Consider the following 17496-nt stretch of genomic DNA (forward strand, 5'->3'; position numbering starts at 1 on the left):
CGTGCCCGGTGGTGACCCCCGCCACCGCCCGGCCGGAGCGGTTGTTGCCGTGCCCGGTCCGCTGTGCAATTGTGGCTCCGTGGATCAAGGGGATGGCACGTCTCCCGTCTTCTCCGCCACCGCGGAGGTCGACGGCGACCACCTCCGTGTCCTGGTCACCGGCGAGGTGGACATGGCCACCGCCGACGTCATGTTCCAGACCGCGCTGCGGGAGCCGGCCGAGCGGGTGACGCTCGACCTGCGGGCGGTCACCTTCTTCGACTCGGCGGCCATCCACGCCGTGGTCCGGCTGGCCCAGCAGTTTCCCGGCGCGCTCACCGTGCTGCCGTCGCGGCAGGTCCACCGGGTGCTGGACATCTCCGGCCTGGCCGACCAGGCCTGGCTCCGCCCGGCCTGACCCCCGCACCGCGCGCCGTAGGGCCGGTCGCGCGCCGGAGGACCGCCGGCCGCGCTCAGTCCGCCAGCCGCCGGCGCAGCGTCACCTCGGTCCCCTCGGCGGTACGGTGCACCGACAGCTCCCCCAGCGCCTCGATGAGGGACAGTCCCCGCCCCCGGAAGCCCGATCCGGTCGGCTCCCGCCACCGGCCGCTGTCGCGCACCGTGGCGACCACCGTCCGATCGGAGATGGTCACCTCGACGCCGATCGTCGGCTCGGCCGGCTCGACCGGATGCTCGATGGCGTTGGCGGCCGCCTCTGAGACGGCGACGGTCAGGTCGAACAGGTCCGTCTCGCTGACCTTGTGCGCGACGAGGAAGTCCTCCAGCCGCTTGCGCAGCACGCTGAGCCGGGTGGGATCGGCCGGCAGCCGCAGCGCGAACCGGTTGAGTTCCGCCACCTCCAGGGCGAGCACCGCGACGTCGTCGCGCAACGGCCGCCCGGCGATCCGCTCCACCACGGCGTCGATCAGATCGGTCACGTGCTCGCCGGGGGTGGCCGCGTCCTGCCGCAGCGTGGCCAGCGCGGCGTCGATGCCGAGCTGCCGGTCCTCGATCAGCCCGTCGGTGTAGAGCAGCAGGCGGCTCCCGGCGGCCAGCTCCCCCTCGACCGTCCGGTAGGCCGTGTCGGGGATCGCCCCGACCGGCGGCCCGAGCGCCCGGTCGTGCAGGAACGCCACGTCGTCTCCTCGGATCAGCAGCGGGGACGGGTGCCCGGCGCTGGCGTACCGCATCCGGCCGGTACGAGGGCTGAACCACAGGCAGAACACCGTCGCGAAGGAGCGGCCCTCGTTGGTGCCGACGAGCCGGTTGAGCCGGGTCAGCGACTCGCCGGGATCGAAGCCCTCCAGGACGTACGCCCGCAGCGCGTTGCGGAGCTGGCCCATCGCGGCGGCCGCCCGCACGCCCTTGCCGACCACGTCGCCGATCGCCAGCACCAGCTCGTCGTCGCCGAGCGCGACGACGTCGTACCAGTCCCCGCCGACCTCCACGTCGGCGCTGCCCGGCAGGTAGCGGCTGGCCACCAGGGCGCCCGGCAGCTGCGGCAGCGACCGGGGCAGCAGGCTGTGCTGGAGCGTGGTGGCGATGCGGTGCTCGGCCTCGTAGAGCTGGGCGTTCTCCAGCCGCACGCCAACCAGCCGGGCGAGCTGGGTGAGCGCGGCCTCGTCGGTGTGGGTCCCGTCGCCGTCCGGACGCCAGACCCGCAGCTCGCCGAGCCGCTCGCCGGCGGTGCCGGTCAGCGGCAGCACGAAGGACGGCTCGATCGAGGCCAGCCCGCCGCCGTCGGCCTCGAAGCGCATCCCGGTGGCGGAGACCACCACCCGCGCGGCCTCGGCGAGGCTCAGGGCGTGCCGCGCGGCGACCTGGAGCACGTCGGCCGTGGAGCGGGCGGTGTTGACCGCGACCGCCGCGTCGGCCAGGGCCCGCAGCCCACGGATGATCTGGCCGCGGAGCTGGCCCAGCTCGACGTTGGCCCGTACCCGGGCGGTCAGCTCCTGGCCGGAGAAGGGCTTGGTGAGGTAGTCGTCGGCGCCGACCGCGAGCCCGGCGACCTCCTCGGCGGAGCCGGCCCGGGCGGAGAGCAGCACGATCGGCAGGTGCCGGGTACGCGGATCCGCACGCAACGCGGCGACCAGCCCGAACCCGTCGAGCCGGGGCATCATCACGTCGGTCAGCACCAGGTCGAACGAGCCGTCGACGGCGTGCCGAAGCGCCTCCACGCCGTCGGTGACCGCGACCACCTCCCAGGACGGGGAGAGCAGCCGGGTGACGTGCTCGCGCAGGTCGGCGTTGTCGTCGGCGACCAGGATCCGGCCGGCGGCGCCGGTCCCCCGGGCCGAGCCGGCACCGTCGGTCGACCCGGCGGCGCCGGTCCAGAGCGCCGTCTCCGCGACGTAGAGGTCGGCCTGCGCCAGCTCGACCTGCGCCGGCGGGCCGGCGTCGACGACCCGCTCGACCGGCAGGTGCCCGGCGCCGAACGGAACGGTCACGGTGAATGTGCTGCCCTCGTCGACGCGGCTGCGCACGGCCACCTCGCCGCCGTGCATCTCGACCAGCTCGCGGACCAGTGCCAGGCCGATCCCGGTGCCCTCGTGGCTGCGCGAACGCACCCCGGGCACCCGGTGGAAGCGTTCGAAGACCTGCGGCAGTTCCTCCGGCACGATGCCGACGCCGGTGTCGGTGACCTCCAGCCGGGCGGCCCCGTCGACGGCGCGGATCCGCACCCGGATCTCGCCGTCGAAGGTGAACTTCACCGCGTTCGAGACCAGGTTGAGGACGACCTTCTCCCACATGTCCCGATCCACGAAGACCGGCGCCGGCAGCGGCGGGCAGTCCACGACCAGGCGCAGCCCGGTCCGCTGGGTGGCCGACCGGAACGTGCTGGCCAGGCGGGCGGTGTAGTCGGCGAGGTCGGTGGGCTGGTAGCGGGCGGCCAGCCGCCCGGACTCCAGCCGGGAGAAGTCGAGCACCGTGTTGACCAGCTTGAGCAGCCGCAGCGCGTTGCGGTGCATGGTGGCGAGCCGTTCGGTGTACGCCTCCGGCAGCGCCGGGTCGGCCAGCAGGTCCTCCAGCGGGCCGAGCACCAGGGTCAGCGGGGTGCGGAACTCGTGGCTGACGTTGGCGAAGAAGTTGGTCTTGGCCCGGTCCAGGGCGGTCAGCTCGGCGGCGCGGGTGCGTTCCTGCTCGTACGCCTGCTGCCGCCCGACGGCCCGGGAGAGCTGCGCGGCGACCAGGTCGAAGAAGTCCCGGTACTCGTCGGTGAGCGGCTGTCGGCGGGCGACGCCGACGGCCAGCGCGCCCACGGTCTCGTTCCCGGCGGTGACCGGCAGCACCAGCGCCTCACCGGTCGCGTCGGCCGGAGCCTCGGTGAGTAGGTCCGTGACGGCGACGGTGGCGGCGGTGCCGGTGGCGGTGACCTCGGCGAGCCGCGCCGGCGGGGGCGTGGCGACCGCCCGTGGGCCGACACCGCCGCACCCGGTCAGGACCAGGTTCCCGCCCTCGTCGGGCAGGTACACCAGCGAGAACGGCACGTCCGGCCGGTGCCGGTCGAGCACCGCCGCCGCGACCCGGCCCAGCTCGGGCCTGCTGTCCACCTCGGCCAGGTCGGTGCCCAGCTCGGCCAGCAGCCGCAGCCGGCGCTCCCCGACCACCCGGCCCGTGGTCTCGTTGACGATGCAGAAGACGCCGGCGACGGTGCCGTCGGCGGCCAGGATCGGGTCGTAGGAGACGTCGAAGTACGTCTCCTCCAGGAAGCCGCGCCGGTCGAGCGGGAAGGGGTGGTCCTGCGCGCGGTACGACCGGCTGTCCCGCCGGACGCCCTCCAGCAGCGGCCCGAGCACGCTCCAGGTCTCCGCCCAGTGCTCGCGGGCCGGCTGGCCCAGCACGTCCGGGTGCTTGCCACCGATCGTGGGACGGTAGGCGTCGTTGTAGAAGGCGAGCTCGTCCTCGCCCCAGAACATGACGATCTGCGCGCTGGAGGCGAGCATCAGGCCGATCGCCGAACAGAGCGCCGGCGGCCACCGGTCGGGGGTGCCGAGCGGATGGCCGGACCAGTCGAGGCTGCCCATCAACTCGCCCATCTCGCCGCCACCGGCAAAGGCGGCAGCCAGCAACGGGGGAAGATCAACCTCCTGGCCCACCTCGGACGGGCAACCCTCGTCCACGCCCCCCTGGGCCGAACTCATAGTTCCTCCCGCTCCGGCCGTCACCGCCTCGGCCCGGTGATCCGACCGGCCGTGCCCCGCTTGGTACCCCGACGGACGAGCAACGTAACGCATACCCCCCGGCGTGCGCTGTTCACGTCCGCCGCACCGGGCCGCCGTCCCCCGACCGCGGCGTCGCCGGGCCAGGTCCACACAGGACGGCTGGTCAACCGAATCTGGACCAGCGCCGCACTTCAGTCCCGTGCACGGGACGATACGGCCCTGGATGAGAGGCACCCCGGGAGGCGACTGTGATGTGCGACACCCCCACCCGCCCGCCGCTACGGTGGCGGGGAGTGTGTCACCGGCGCGCCGGGCCGGCCCGGCCTTCCCGGGCGGCCCGGACCAGGGCGGCGATCGGTCGTGGATCGGGCTCGTTCTCCGGGTGCCACTGCACGCCCAGCAGGAAGGGCCGGTGCGGATCCTCGACCGCCTCGACCACCCCGTCGTCGGACCAGCCGGTCACCGCCAGCCGGCCCGGGTCGGCCACCGCCTGGTGGTGGTAGGAGTTGACCCGGTCCACCCCGGCCATCACCGTCGCGGCCAGGCTGGCCGGAGCGAACCGCACGCCGTGCCCGCCGTAGACGCCGGGGGCGGGGCGGTGCAGGTCGTGCCCCACCAGGTCCGGCAGATGCTGGTGCAGCGCCCCGCCGGCGGCGACGGCGAGCAGTTGCATCCCCCGGCAGACCCCGAGCACCGGCAGGTCGGTGTCGAGCGCCGCGGTGAGCAGGGCCAGCTCGCCCGCGTCGCGGCCGGGCCGGCTCTCGGTGCGGGGCGCCGGCGGCTGGCCGTACCGGGCCGGGTCGACGTCCGCGCCGCCGGCCAGGACCAGCCCGTCGAGCACCCGCAGCACGTCCGCGTCGCGGTCGTCCGGGGGCAGCACCACCGCCCGGCCCCCGGCCGCGGTGACCGCCCGGACGTACGCCTCGGGCAGCAGCACCGCCGGCACGTCCCGCCACACCCCCCAACCGACCGGCTCGACGTACGCCGTGATCCCGATCAGTGGCCGGCTCACAGCGGGGTGACGTACGCGCCGGTGATACCGCCGTCGACGACGAACTGCGCGGCGGTCATGAAGGACGAGTCGTCGCTGGCCAGGAACGCCACCGCGGCGGCGATCTCCTCCGGCTCGCCGAACCGTCCCATCGGCACGTGCACCAGCCGGCGGGCGGCCCGCTCCGGGTCGGCGGCGAAGAGCTCCAGCAGCAGCGGGGTGGCGACCGGGCCGGGGCAGAGCGCGTTGACCCGGATGCCCTCCCGGGCGAACTGCACGCCCAGCTCCCTGGTCATCGCCAGCACCCCGCCCTTGCTCGCCGTGTACGCGATCTGCGAGGTGGCCGCCCCCATCAGGGCCACGAACGACGCGGTGTTGATGATCGAGCCCTTGCCCTGCCGGCGCATGTGCGGGATGACGTGCTTGCAGCAGAGGTAGACGCTCGTGGTGTTGACCCGCAGCACGCGCTCCCAGGCGTCCAGCCCCGTGGTCAGGATGGAGTCGTCCTCCGGCGGGGAGATGCCGGCGTTGTTGAACGCCACGTCGATGCGCCCGTGCCGCTCGGCCACCCCGTCGAAGAGGTCCCGTACGGCCGACTCGTCGGCGACGTCGGTGGCGACGAACTCGCCGCCGACCTCCTCGGCGGCCCGCCCGCCGGCCTCCGCGTCGACGTCCACGCAGACCACCCGGGCCCCCTCGGCGGCGAACCGCCGCACGGTAGCCAGCCCGATCCCGCTGCCCGCTCCGGTGACCACGGCCACCCGGCCCTCAAGACGACCCCGCACCTGATCACTCCTCCGTCGCGATGAACACGTTCTTGACGTCCGTGAAGGCGTGCAACGCGTCGGGGCCCAGCTCGCGGCCCAGCCCGGAACGCTTCATCCCGCCGAACGGCGTCCAGTAGCGCACCGAGGAGTGCGAGTTGACGCTGAGGTTGCCCGCCTCCACGGCCCGTGCCACCCGCACCGCCCGGCCCACGTCCCGCGTCCAGACCGAGCCGGAGAGGCCGTACTCGGTGTCGTTGGCGAGGCGAATCGCGTCGGCCTCGTCGTCGAACGGGAGCACCGAGACGACCGGGCCGAAGATCTCCTCCCGCCAGTGCCGGTCCGCCGTCGATCCGGCGAGCAGCACCGTCGGGGCGTACCAGAAGCCGGGGCCGTCGGGGCGGGAGCCGGCGAAGGCGATCTTCGCCCCGTCGACGTACCCGGCCACCCGGTCCCGCTGGGCGGCGGAGATCAACGGGCCCATCTCGGCCGTGTCCCGGGCCGGGTCCTCCACCCGCAGCGCGCGCACCGCCGGTTCGAGCAGCTCCAGGAACCGGTCGTACACCGGCCGCTGAACCAGGATCCGCGACCGGGCGCAGCAGTCCTGGCCGGCGTTGTCGAAGACGGCGTACGGGGCGGTGGCCGCCGCCCGCTCCAGGTCGGCGTCGGCGAAGACGAGGTTGGCGCTCTTGCCGCCCAGCTCCAGGGTCAGCCGCTTCACCTGCGCGGCGCAGCCGGCCATGATCCGGGTGCCCACCTCCGTGGAGCCGGTGAAGCAGACCTTGCGGACGGCGGGATGGGTGACGAACCGCTCCCCCACCACGGACCCGGCGCCCGGCAGCACGGTGAACACGTCGTCGGGCACGCCCGCCTCACGCGCCAGCTCCGCCAGGCGCAGCGCCGTCAGCGGGGTCAGCTCGGCGGGCTTGAGCACCACGGTGTTCCCGGCGGCGAGCGCCGGCGCGAAGCCCCAGGCGGCGATGGGCATCGGGAAGTTCCACGGCACGATCACCCCGACCACGCCGAGCGGCTCGTGGAACGTCACGTCCAGCCCGCCCGGCACCGGGATCTGCCGCCCCGTCAGCCGCTCGGGCGCGCCCGCGTAGTAGTCGAGGACGTCGCGGACGTTGCCCGCCTCCCACCGCGCGTTGCCGATGGTGTGCCCGGAGTTGCGCACCTCCAGCCGCGCCAGCTCCTCCAGGTGCGCGTCGACCACCGCCGCGAACCGCCGCAACACCCGCGCCCGCTCCCCCGGCGCCACCGCCCGCCAGCGCCGGAAGGCCGCGTCCGCCCGCGCGATCGCCGCGTCGACCTCCCCGACCGACGTGGCGGGCACGGACCCCACGACCTCCCCGGTGGCCGGATCCACCACCTCACTCAAGCCTGACCCCTCTCCCTCGTCAGAGGCGTTCGAAGCCACGGATCAGCTCCCAGTCCGTCACGGCGGCGTCGAAGGCCGTCAGCTCGATCCGCGCCTGGTTGGCGTAGTGGGCCGTCACCTCGTCGCCGAACGCCTCGGCGGCCACCGTCGAGCCCTCCCAGAGGGCCAGGGCGTCGCGGAGCGTGCCGGGGACCCGGTCGGCGGCCGGGTCGTCGTACGCGTTGCCGGTGCACTCCTCGCCCAGTTCCAGCTCGCGCTCGATGCCGTGCACCGCGCCGGCGACGAGTGCCGCGATCGCCAGGTACGGGTTCACGTCCGCCCCCGGCACCCGGTTCTCCACCCGCATGCCCTGGCCGTGCCCGACCAGCCGCAGCGCGCAGGTGCGGTTGTCCGTGCCCCAGCGCAGCGCGGTGGGGGCGAACGACCCGGGCTGGTAACGCTTGTACGAGTTGATGTTCGGGGCGAACAGGAGGCTGAACTCGCGCATCGTGGCCAGCAGCCCGGCCAGCACCCGCTGCCCGGTCGTCGACAGGTGCGCCGGCCCGTCGCCGAGCATCGCCGAGCGGCCGTCGGCGTCGCGCAGCGAGAAGTGGATGTGGCAGGAGTTGCCCTCGCGCGCGTTCGGCTTGGCCATGAAGGTGATCGACATGCCCTCCTGGGCGGCGATCTCCTTCGCCCCGTTCTTGTAGATCACGTGGTGGTCGGCGCAGGCCACCGCCTCGTCGTAGCGGAAGGTGATCTCGTGCTGGCCGAGGTTGCACTCCCCCTTCGCGCTCTCCGGGGTGAGCCCCGCCCCGGCCATCTCCCGCCGGATGCGGCGCAGCAGCGGCTCCACCCGGGCGGTGCCGAGCAGCGAGTAGTCCACGTTGTACTGGTTGGCCGGGGTCAGGTCCCGGTAGCCGCGCTGCCAGGCTTCCTCGTACGAGTCGCGGAACAGCACGAACTCCAGCTCGGTGCCGGCGTACGCGGTCAGCCCGTGCGCGGCCAGCCGGTCGAGCTGCCGGCGCAGGATCTGCCGGGGCGAGGCGACCACCGGGGACCCGTCCAGCCAGGCCAGGTCGGCCAGGAGCAGCGCGCTGCCCGGCTGCCAGGGCACCCGGCGCAGGGTGTCGAAGTCCGGCACCATGGCGAAGTCGCCGTAGCCGCGTTCCCAGCTCGACATCGCGTACCCGTCGACCGTGTTCATGTCGACGTCGACGGCGAGCAGGTAGTTGCAGCCCTCGCTGCCGTGCGCGGCCACCTGGTCGAGGAAGTAGGGTGCGTGGAACCGCTTGCCCTGCAACCGGCCCTGCATGTCGACCAGGGCCAGCACCACGGTGTCGATCTCATCCTCTGCGACGGCGACCCGCAGCTGTTCCAACGTGAGCGGAGCTTTCCTCATCGGCGGGCCTCCATCACCAAGGTCTACTGGCTGAACCGGTCGACCGTCAATGCCCCGCCGGGCATCCCGGCAACCGCCCCGGAACGCACCCGGGCCCGCCTCGCAGCGTCCGCCCCTGCGCCCTGTCTCTGTCCGTCCGCCCTTGCCGCCCGCCCTGTCCGACCGGCCCCCGTCGAGCTGCCCCGTGCGGTGGGGCAGCTCGGCAGGGGGCCAGACGGCGCACGGCGGCCCCGGCCGGCACGCCCGGCGCCCGCAACTGGGCGGGGCGGCACCGCGCGGGTGGGCAGGCCGCCACCGCGGGTGGGCAGGCCGGCCGAGCCGGGCAAATTGCGTTGCCGTGCCGGCGCGTGCGCCGCATGCTTGAGCCCGTGACCAGGCCCGATCGCGACGGGCCACCGCCGGGCGCTCGGACCGCCCGGCACGCGGCGGCGCGGGGCACGTCACCTCTCTCTCACCGTACGGCGCTGCGCCGTACCCGACGCCCGCCCCGCGCCGCCCGCACCACACCCGCATCGGCTCGAACCGAGCGACCGGCCCGGCCCCGCACTAGTCCGATCCTGCGCGGCCGCCCGCGTCTGCTCAGGTGAGCAGCAGCCCGGCGACCCAGAGCGCGGCGACGAGCAGACCGGCGAGGAACTCGACAAGCATGGACAGGCCGGCCGCCGCGACCGCCTGCTTCGTCGCCGGCCACGCCAGCCGGGAGTCGCCCAACCGCAGCCGCTCCGCCGCCCACACCCCGCCGACGAAGCCGAGCACCAGCCCGATCACCGGGACCACGAAGAAGCCGACCAGGCCCAGCAGCCCACCGACGAGCAGCGACGAGGTGGGCACCCCGGTGCGTTTCAGGTTCCGCCCCGGCCAGGCGTACTTGACGACGGTGCCGCCCGCGGCGACCACGGTCGCGGCGGCGAGCACCGCCCAGCGGCCGGGCCCGGCGCCGCCGAAGATCGCCCAGACCAGCACCCCGCCCCAGCACAGCGGCAGCGCCGGCAGGCCGGGCACCACCACCCCGGCGAGCCCGGCGAGGATCGCCAACCCGGCGAGTACGGCGACCGCCGCCTCGCTGTCCGTCAGGCTCATGCCGTTGCTCCCCGGTCGTCGTCGCCACGTAGCCGGGCGGTGATCTCCGCCGCCGGTGCGGGCGGGCCGAAGAAGCGCCCCTGCCCGGTGTCGCAGCGCAGCGCGCGCAGCCGCTCGGCCTGCACCCCGGTCTCCACCGCCTCGGCGGTCACCCACAGCTCCAGCGCGTGCGCCAGCCGCACCAGCGCGTCCACGATCCGTTCGTCCCGGTGGTCGGGCACCGCCTCGGCGTCCTCACCCCGGATGCCCTCGACGAACGGCCCGGCCAGCTTGAGGCAGTGGATCGGCAGCCGGCGCAGGTACGCCAGGTTGGAGTAGCCGGTGCCGAAGTCGTCGATCGCCATCCGTACGCCGAGGGCGGCCAGCCGGTGCAGCGACCGCAGCGGCTCCCCGGCGGTGCCCATCACCGCGCTCTCCGTCAGCTCCAGTTGCAGCAGATCCGCCGGCAGCCCGGTGGAGGCCAGCGCGTCGGCCACGGTGTCCACGATCCCCGGGTCGTCGGCCTGCCGGGCGGCCAGGTTGACGCTGACCACCAGCTGCGCCCGGGGGAACTCGCGCCGCCACGCCTCCGCGTCCCGGCAGGCCTGCCGCAGCACCCACTCGCCGAGCCGGACGATCAGGCCGGTCTCCTCGGCGAGCCCGATGAACCGGTCCGGCCCGATCAGCCCCAGCTCCGGGTGCTGCCACCGGACCAGCGCCTCCACGGCCAGCATCGAGCCCTCGACCAGAGACACGATCGGCTGGTAGTGCACGACGAACTCGCCCCGGTCCAGCGCGGCCGGCAGTCCGGCGGCCAGGGCGGAACGGGCGAGGTCCCGGGCGCCGCGCTCCGGGTCGTAGACCGCCCACCGGCCCCGGCCCTCCGCCTTCGCCCAGTAGAGCGTGGTGTCGGCGGCCTTCATCAGCTCCGAGGCGCTCGTCCCGCCGACCGGGCACTCGACGATCCCGACGCTCGCCGACACCGCGAGCTGCTGCTCGCCGATGCGGACCGGGGCGGAGACCGCCGCCAGGGCCAGCTCGGCGACACCCACCGCGTCGTCGATCCCGGCGCCGTCGTCGACCAGGATGACGAACTCGTCCCCGCCCATCCGGGCGACGAGGTGGCCGCGGCCCGCGACGCAGTCGGCCAGCCGCTTGGCGATCACCACGAGCAGCCGATCGCCGAGGTCGTGGCCGAGGCTGTCGTTGACCGCCTTGAAGCCGTCCAGGTCGAGGAAGCAGACCCCGACCCGTCGGGCGGCGTCGGCGACGTCGAAGACCCGGCCCAGCGTCTCGAAGAACAGCGTCCGGTTGGGCAGGCCGGTGAGCGGGTCGTGCAGCGCCTGGAAGCGCAGCCGCTGCTGGAGTTCGTGCCGCTCGGTGATGTCCTCGATCATCGCGACGGTGAACCGGGGCCGGCCGTCGTCGTGGCGGATCAGCGAGACGGACAGGTCCGTCCAGACCACGCTGCCGTCCTTGCGGTAGTAGCGCTTCTCCACCCGGGCCCGGTCCTGCTTGCCCTCGATCAGCTCCTGGTAGAGCTCCCACATCCCGGCCGCGTCGTCGGGATGGAACAGTGCGGCCACGTTGGTCTCGCGCAGCTCCTCGATGGAGTAGCCGAGCATGTCCGCGAACGCCTGGTTGACGTCGATGATCTGGCCGTCGACACCGGCGATGCCGATCCCCGTGGCCGCCCCCACGAAGACGGCCCGGAACCGGGCCTCGCTGTCGCGCAGGGCCTGCTCCACGTCGTCGCGGGCCTGCCAGGCCGAGCGGGCGATCCGCTCCTGCTGCGCGAAGGTGCGGTCGCGCAGGGCGCGGGCGAAGCCGGCGGCGAGTGCGCCCTGCAACGCCGCGACCCGTTGCGCCGTCCCGTCCCCGTCGGCCCGGCCCGGCACCACCCGGGCGGCGAACCGGTCGCCGAGGGCCCGCACCGACCAGTCGAGCACCCGGGGCTCGGTCAGGTGCTCCTCGACCAGCGCGCGCCCCACCTCCTCGGCCGGCAGGGGCGAGAAGGGCTCGGCGAGCAGGGCCTGGGCCAGCCGGACCGTGTGCAGGTGCAGCAGGCGCTCGGTCTCCGCCGCGCTGAGGGGCACGAAACCGAGCCGGCGCACCGCCCTGGCCCACTCGGCCGCGTACCACTGGGCGCCCGACCGGCTGAGGTCGTCGCCGCCGGGCTCCGGGACGGCGGCCATGGGCTCAGGCGGTGGGCTGGTCGTACCGGGCGACGCCGCCGAAGGCGCCGAACCGCTCCGGGTGCTCGTCGACGTCGGAGGGCGAGTCGGGGCGCCACAGCGGCATGTGCACCACACCCGGCTCCAGGAGCGTCCAGTCGCCGAAGAAGCTCGTCACCTCGGCCCGGGAGCGCAGCGTGATCTCGGTGTCGGTACGCGCCGAGAGGCGCTGCGCGTCGAGCATCTCCTGCGGCTGGTCCTCGAACGTGGAGTGTGAGACGACCAGGTGGCTGCCCGGGGCCGCGGCGGCCCGGAGGGTGGCCAGGATCTCGCCGGGGCGGTCGGTGTCCCGGACGAAGTGCACCACCCCGGCGAGCAGGATGCCCAGCGGCCGGCTGAAGTCGAGCAGCCCCAGGTCACGGGCTGCGGCCAGGATCCGCTCCGGCTCCCGCAGGTCGCCGTGGATCACCCCGGTCAGCTCGTCGCCGGCGAGCAGCTCCCGGCTGTGCGCCACCGCGACCGGGTCGATGTCGACGTAGACCACCCGGGCCTTCGGATTGGCCGTCTGGGCGACCTCGTGCACGTTGCCCACGGTGGGGATGCCGGAGCCGATGTCGAGGAACTGGTCGATGCCGGCGTCGAGCAGCGTGCGTACGGCGCGACGCAGGAACTCCCGGCCGGCGCGCATGGTCGCCGCCAGGTTCGGGGTCATGCCGGCGATCTGCTCGGCGAGCTGCCGGTCGATCTCGAAGTTGTGCGCCCCGCCGAGGAAGTAGTCGTACACCCGGGCCGCGCTCGGCCGGGAGAGGTCGATCTCGGCGGGAAGTCCGTCCGGCATCTGCACTACTGCACCTCATGGTCGTCGCCGCGGTGCGGGAGGGAGCCGGTGCCGCGGTCACGTGGGGGTACGCGAGGCACCGGCCGACCCGCGGGTCGTGTGGTGCTCACCACTCTAGGCCGCGTACTGCCGGCTCCGGGAGGTCCCATGACCCACTTCGTCGGCCCGTCGGATGTCCGTCACGGACCCGCCCGCCGGCACGGCTCCGCCCCCGCCGGTGACAAGCCCTCGTCGCCCACGGCATCGGAGCCCCCGGACCGGGCGGGCAGCGGCGGCGCCCTGGCCGACCCCGGGTCAGCCGGCGGACTCCAGCAGCAGCGAGATGCCCTGCCCCACGCCGACGCACATGGTGGCCAGCGCCCGCCGGCCGCCCCGGCGGCGCAGCTCCAGCGCGGCCGTCAGCGCCAGCCGGGCGCCACTGGCGCCGAGCGGGTGCCCGAGCGCGATCGCCCCGCCGTTCGGGTTGACGTGCTCGGCGTCGGTCGGCAGGCCCAGCTCGCGCAGCACCGCGACGGACTGCGCGGCGAACGCCTCGTTCAGCTCGATCACGTCGACCGCGTCGAGGCCGAGGCCGAGGCGGTCGAGCAGCTTCCGGGTGGCCGGCACCGGCCCGACGCCCATCACCCGCGGCGGTACGCCGGCCGCGGCGGCGCCGGCGACCCGGGCCAGCGGGGTGAGGCCGTAGCGGGCCACGGCGGCCTCGGAGGCGACCAGCAGCGCCACCGCGCCGTCGTTGACGCCCGACGAGTTGCCGGCGGTCACCGTGCCGCCCTCGCGGAACGGGGTGGGCAGCGCGGCGAGCTTCTCCAGCGAGGTCTCCCGGGGGTGCTCGTCGACCTCGACGAGCTTGGTCTCGCGCCGCCCCGCCGGCACGGTCACTCCCACGATCTCCTCGGCGAAGCGGCCGTCGGCCTGCGCCTTCGCGGCCCGCTGCTGCGACCGGTACGCGAACTCGTCCTGCTCGGCGCGGCCGACGCCGTACGCGGCGGCGACGTTCTCCGCCGTCTCCGGCATGGAGTCGATGCCCCAGTGCTTCTTCATCAGCGGGTTGACCAGCCGCCAGCCGATGGTGGTGTCGTAGACCTCGGCGGTGCGGGAGAACGGGGTGCTCGCCTTCGGCATCACGAACGGGGCGCGGCTCATGCTCTCCACCCCGCCGGCCACCACGAGGTCCGCCTCGCCGGCCACGACGGAGCGGGCCGCGGTGGCGAGGGCGTCCAGGCCGGAGCCGCAGAGCCGGTTGACCGTGCTGCCGGGCACCTCCTCGGGCAGCCCGCCGAGCAGCGCCGCCATCCGGGCCACGTTGCGGTTGTCCTCGCCGGCCTGGTTGGCGCAGCCCAGGATCACGTCGTCCACCCGCGCCCAGTCCACCGACGGGTGTCGGGCGACCAGTTCGCGGATCACGTGCGCGGCCAGGTCGTCGGGGCGGACGCCGGCGAGGGCGCCGGCGTAGCGGCCGATCGGGGTGCGGACACCGGCCACCAGGTATGCCACGGTCATCAGCGCGATCCTTCGGGGGGTGGGAAGGGGCGGGGCGGGCGGTTCCGGGTCGCGGGGACGCCCGGCCGCCAGGATATCCGCGCGCGCAGCGGATAGGTTGGCGGCATGGCCCGGGCCCAGTTCAGCGCAGAGACCAGTGGCGGTGGCGAGTTCGTCCGCCAGCCCAACCGGTTCACCGGTCGGGTCACCCCGGACTCCGACTCCCCGCCCGGCGGCGGGCCGGACGCGCAGGGCCGGTGGCCGCTGGAGGCGGGCCGTTACCGGCTGATCTGGTGCCGGGCCTGCCCGTGGGCGCACCGGGCCCGGATCGTGCGCGGCCTGCTCGGCCTGGAGGACGCGATCTCCCTCGGCACGGTCGACCCGATCCGCGACGAGCGGGGCTGGCGGTTCGCTCTCGACCCGGACGGGTTCGACCCGGTGCTCGGCATCGGCTTCCTCTCCGAGGCGTACCTGGCCACCGACCCCGACTACACCGGGCGGGTCACGGTGCCGGCGCTGGTCGACACGCGCACCGGCCGGGTGGTCACGAACGACTATCCGCAGCTCACCCTGGACCTGTCCACCGAGTGGCGGGACCTGCACGGGCCGGGGGCGCCGGACCTCTACCCGGTCGAGCTCCGCCCGGAGATCGACGCGCTGATGGCGGAGATCCACCGGGACGTCAACAACGGGGTCTACCGGTGCGGCTTCGCCACCTCGCAGGCCGCGTACGACGAGGCGTTCACCGCGCTGTTCGCCCGGCTCGACGCGCTCTCCGAGCGGCTGGCGGGCCGACGCTACCTGATGGGCGACGCGATCACCGAGGCCGACGTGCGGCTCTTCACCACCCTGGTCCGCTTCGACGTGGCGTACCACGGTCACTTCAAGTGCAACCGGCAGAAGCTCACCGAACTGCCGGTGCTCTGGGCGTACGCGCGGGACCTGTTCCAGACGCCGGGCTTCGGCGAGACGGTCGACTTCGACCACATCAAGCGGCACTACTACGGCACCCACGCGGCGATCAACCCGACGGGGATCGTCCCGCTCGGCCCCGACATCTCCGGCTGGACCACGCCGCACGGGCGTGGCTGAGCCGCGCCGGACCGCCCCGCCCCGGGCCGCCGCCGCGTCGGCCTCCGCCGCCTGCGTCGTCGCGGGCGCGGTCGCGGTGACCGTCGCCGTGGTCGCCGGTCCGGGGCCGGGCCTGACCGGGTACGTCAGCGAGGCGGGCGTCACCGACAGCGCGTACGCCCCGGCGTACCGGATCGGGGTCTTCGCCCTGGCGGCCGGGTTGCTGCTGCTCGCGGCGGCGCTGCCCCCGGTGCTACGGGCGGCGGCCGGGCTGCTCGCGGCCGGGAGCGTCTTCGCGCTGGTCTCCGGGGCGGTGTCGTGCAGCGCCGGCTGCCCGCTGCCGCCGTTCGAGCGGGCGACCACGGCGGACCTGGTGCACGGCGCGGCGAGCATCCTCGCGGTGGCCGCGGTGGTCTTCGCGATGCTGGCGGTCATGCTCACCCGGGCCGCGCCGTCGGCGCTGCGCCGGCTGGCCGCGGTGGCCCTGGCGGCGGCCCTGCCGCTGGCGGGCGCGACCGCCGTGGCCATGCTCTTCGTGGGGCGCGGCGGCCTGATCGCCGTCCTGGAGCGGCTGCTGCTGCTGGTGGCCGTCCTGTGGGGCACGGCCGCCGCGACCGCCGTCGCCCTCCGCCGGTGAGCCGGGGCACGTCGCAGCGCCTGAGATGGGGCATCGGCCCCTTCGTGCACCTGCTGTAAGGAGCGTCACCGAGGGGACTCCTTCCGCAGCATCGACGGCCGGCGTTATCCTCGGCGGGCGATGACCAACGTCTGGCACCTGACCGTGCGCCTGTATGTCGACCTCCGACTGCAGGCCAGCGGCGTCTGTCCGGCGCAGCCGCTCTCCTGACGCTGCCCCGTTCCGACCTCCAGACCCTGGGACACACCCTCATGGCTTCCGCCCTGCGCAAGATCCCCTTCTCCGTGCAGATCCTGCTCGGCCTCGTCCTCGGCGTGGCGCTCGGCTTCCTCGCCCGCGCCAACGACCTGAGCTGGCTCACCAGCACCCTCGACACCGTCGGCGGCCTCTTCGTCCAGCTGCTCAAGCTGGCCGTACCGCCGCTGGTCTTCACCGCCATCGTGGTCAGCGTGGTCAGCCTGCGCGGGGTGGCCAACGCCGCCCGGCTGGCCCTGAAGACCCTGCTCTGGTTCGGCGTCACCGCGCTGATCGCGGTGGGCGTCGGCATCGGGCTCGGCCTGCTCACCGACCCGGGCCGCGGCGTCACCCTCGACACCGCCGGCGCCACCGCGCCCACGAGGACCGGCTCGTGGACCGACTTCCTCACCGGCATCGTGCCGACCAACCCGGTCGGCGCGTTCGTCGACGGCAACGTGCTCCAGATCGTCTTCCTGGCCCTCGTCGTCGGCGCGGCGGCGCTGCTGGTCGGCGAGCCCGCGGAGCCGTTCGTGGCGATCAACCGCGCGCTGCTGGAGATCGTCCAGAAGGCCCTGTGGTGGGTCATCCGGCTCGCCCCGATCGGCACCCTCGGCCTGATCGGCAACGCCGTTGCCTCGTACGGCTGGGACCTGGTGGCCCCGCTCGCCAAGTTCACCACAGCCGTCTACGTCGGCTGCGCGATCGTGCTGTTCGTGGTCTACCCGCTGCTGCTGGTGGGCGCCGGCCGGCTCAACCCGGTGCGCTTCTTCGCCGGCGCCTGGCCCGCGATCGAGCTGGCCTTCGTCTCCCGCTCCTCGGTGGGCACGATGCCCGTGACCCAGCGCTCGGTCGAGCGCCTCGGTGTCCCCCGCGAGTACGCCTCCTTCGCGGTGCCGTTCGGCGCCACCACGAAGATGGACGGCTGCGCGGCGATCTACCCGGCGCTGGCCGCGATCTTCGTCGCCCAGGTCTTCGGGGTGGACCTCGGCGTCACCGACTACCTGCTGATCGCCTTCGTCTCGGTGGTCGGTTCGGCCGCCACCGCCGGCCTGACCGGCGCGATCGTGATGCTCACCCTGACGCTGAGCACGCTGGGCCTGCCGCTGGCCGGCGCCGGTCTGCTGCTGGCGATCGACCCGATCCTGGACATGATCCGCACCGCCACCAACGTCGCCGGCCAGGCACTGGTGCCGACGATCGTCGCCGCCCGCGAGGGCACCCTGGACCGGGCCGCGTACGACTCGGCGGGCCGGCGGTCGCCGCTCGCCCCGGCGGACGCCGACGGCGACGGCCCGCGCCGCGCTGAGGAGCTGAGCCCCGTCCCGGCCTGAGCCACCCCGGC

The 17496-nt window shown here is 74.4% G+C and carries 13 protein-coding genes; 4 read left to right on the forward strand and 9 right to left on the reverse strand.

Annotation, left to right across the window (positions count from 1 at the left end; translation table 11 throughout):
* Positions 1-79: 79 nt before the first annotated feature.
* Positions 80-397, forward strand: a complete 318-nt coding sequence (locus ABZ573_RS09725) for an STAS domain-containing protein (RefSeq protein ID WP_327030802.1) — start codon at positions 80-82, stop codon at positions 395-397.
* 55 nt (positions 398-452) lie between these two features.
* On the opposite strand, the gene ABZ573_RS09730 is transcribed toward ABZ573_RS09725, so the two are convergent.
* The 9 genes from ABZ573_RS09730 to pcaF all read right to left on the reverse strand — a co-directional run bounded on the left by ABZ573_RS09730 (position 453) and on the right by pcaF (position 14230).
* Positions 453-4121: a SpoIIE family protein phosphatase gene (locus ABZ573_RS09730; RefSeq protein WP_358117141.1), complete on the reverse strand. Its 3669-nt coding sequence runs from the start codon at positions 4119-4121 to the stop codon at positions 453-455.
* Between the two features lie 319 nt (positions 4122-4440).
* Complete coding sequence (locus ABZ573_RS09735; protein WP_151456922.1) at positions 4441-5154, reverse strand: gamma-glutamyl-gamma-aminobutyrate hydrolase family protein; 714 nt, start codon at positions 5152-5154, stop codon at positions 4441-4443.
* On the reverse strand, positions 5151-5918 hold the full coding sequence (locus ABZ573_RS09740; RefSeq protein WP_151456923.1) for a 3-oxoacyl-ACP reductase: 768 nt from the start codon (positions 5916-5918) through the stop codon (positions 5151-5153). Before ABZ573_RS09740 ends, ABZ573_RS09735 begins: the two co-directional genes overlap by 4 nt.
* 4 nt (positions 5919-5922) lie before the next feature.
* The gene (locus tag ABZ573_RS09745; protein WP_327030799.1) at positions 5923-7278 is read right to left on the reverse strand and encodes an aldehyde dehydrogenase family protein; all 1356 of its coding nucleotides are present in this window, start codon (positions 7276-7278) and stop codon (positions 5923-5925) included.
* 19 nt (positions 7279-7297) lie between these two features.
* Entirely contained in the window at positions 7298-8659 is a 1362-nt protein-coding gene (locus ABZ573_RS09750) for a glutamine synthetase family protein (RefSeq protein ID WP_358117146.1), read from the reverse strand.
* Between the two features lie 579 nt (positions 8660-9238).
* The gene (locus ABZ573_RS09755) at positions 9239-9739 is read right to left on the reverse strand and encodes a DUF456 domain-containing protein (RefSeq protein WP_327030797.1); all 501 of its coding nucleotides are present in this window, start codon (positions 9737-9739) and stop codon (positions 9239-9241) included.
* Complete coding sequence (locus tag ABZ573_RS09760) at positions 9736-11913, reverse strand: EAL domain-containing protein (RefSeq protein ID WP_151456928.1); 2178 nt, start codon at positions 11911-11913, stop codon at positions 9736-9738. The genes ABZ573_RS09755 and ABZ573_RS09760 overlap by 4 nt, the downstream gene beginning before the upstream one ends.
* A gap of 4 nt (positions 11914-11917) precedes the next feature.
* Entirely contained in the window at positions 11918-12736 is an 819-nt protein-coding gene (locus ABZ573_RS09765) for an SAM-dependent methyltransferase (protein WP_358117149.1), read from the reverse strand.
* Positions 12737-13024: 288 nt separating this feature from the next.
* Entirely contained in the window at positions 13025-14230 is a 1206-nt protein-coding gene (pcaF, locus tag ABZ573_RS09770) for a 3-oxoadipyl-CoA thiolase (protein WP_358117152.1), read from the reverse strand.
* Between the two features lie 105 nt (positions 14231-14335).
* Here pcaF and ABZ573_RS09775 point away from each other — a divergent pair, with 105 nt between their 5' ends.
* From ABZ573_RS09775 to ABZ573_RS09785, 3 genes are all read left to right on the forward strand, one after another.
* Positions 14336-15301: a glutathione S-transferase C-terminal domain-containing protein gene (locus tag ABZ573_RS09775; protein ID WP_358117155.1), complete on the forward strand. Its 966-nt coding sequence runs from the start codon at positions 14336-14338 to the stop codon at positions 15299-15301.
* Positions 15294-15917, forward strand: coding sequence for a DUF998 domain-containing protein (locus ABZ573_RS09780; RefSeq protein ID WP_358117158.1), 624 nt, complete (start codon positions 15294-15296; stop codon positions 15915-15917). The genes ABZ573_RS09775 and ABZ573_RS09780 overlap by 8 nt, the downstream gene beginning before the upstream one ends.
* A 263-nt stretch (positions 15918-16180) precedes the next feature.
* Complete coding sequence (locus tag ABZ573_RS09785; RefSeq protein ID WP_327031166.1) at positions 16181-17485, forward strand: dicarboxylate/amino acid:cation symporter; 1305 nt, start codon at positions 16181-16183, stop codon at positions 17483-17485.
* Positions 17486-17496: the final 11 nt, after the last annotated feature.

Origin of the sequence: Micromonospora sp. NPDC007220 (assembly GCF_040634035.1) — a bacterium.
Classification (GTDB): Bacteria; Actinomycetota; Actinomycetes; order Mycobacteriales; family Micromonosporaceae; genus Micromonospora; species Micromonospora reichwaldensis.

Excerpts from the sequence above, each read along its gene's own strand:
- ABZ573_RS09730 (WP_358117141.1), bottom strand. The coding sequence starts at position 4,121 with ATGAGTTCGGCCCAGGGGGGCGTGGACGAGGGTTGCCCGTCCGAGGTG.
- ABZ573_RS09750 (WP_358117146.1), bottom strand. The coding sequence starts at position 8,659 with ATGAGGAAAGCTCCGCTCACGTTGGAACAGCTGCGGGTCGCCGTCGCA.
- ABZ573_RS09755 (WP_327030797.1), bottom strand. The coding sequence starts at position 9,739 with ATGAGCCTGACGGACAGCGAGGCGGCGGTCGCCGTACTCGCCGGGTTG.
- ABZ573_RS09760 (WP_151456928.1), bottom strand. The coding sequence starts at position 11,913 with ATGGCCGCCGTCCCGGAGCCCGGCGGCGACGACCTCAGCCGGTCGGGC.
- pcaF (WP_358117152.1), bottom strand. The coding sequence starts at position 14,230 with ATGACCGTGGCATACCTGGTGGCCGGTGTCCGCACCCCGATCGGCCGC.
- ABZ573_RS09775 (WP_358117155.1), top strand. The coding sequence starts at position 14,336 with ATGGCCCGGGCCCAGTTCAGCGCAGAGACCAGTGGCGGTGGCGAGTTC.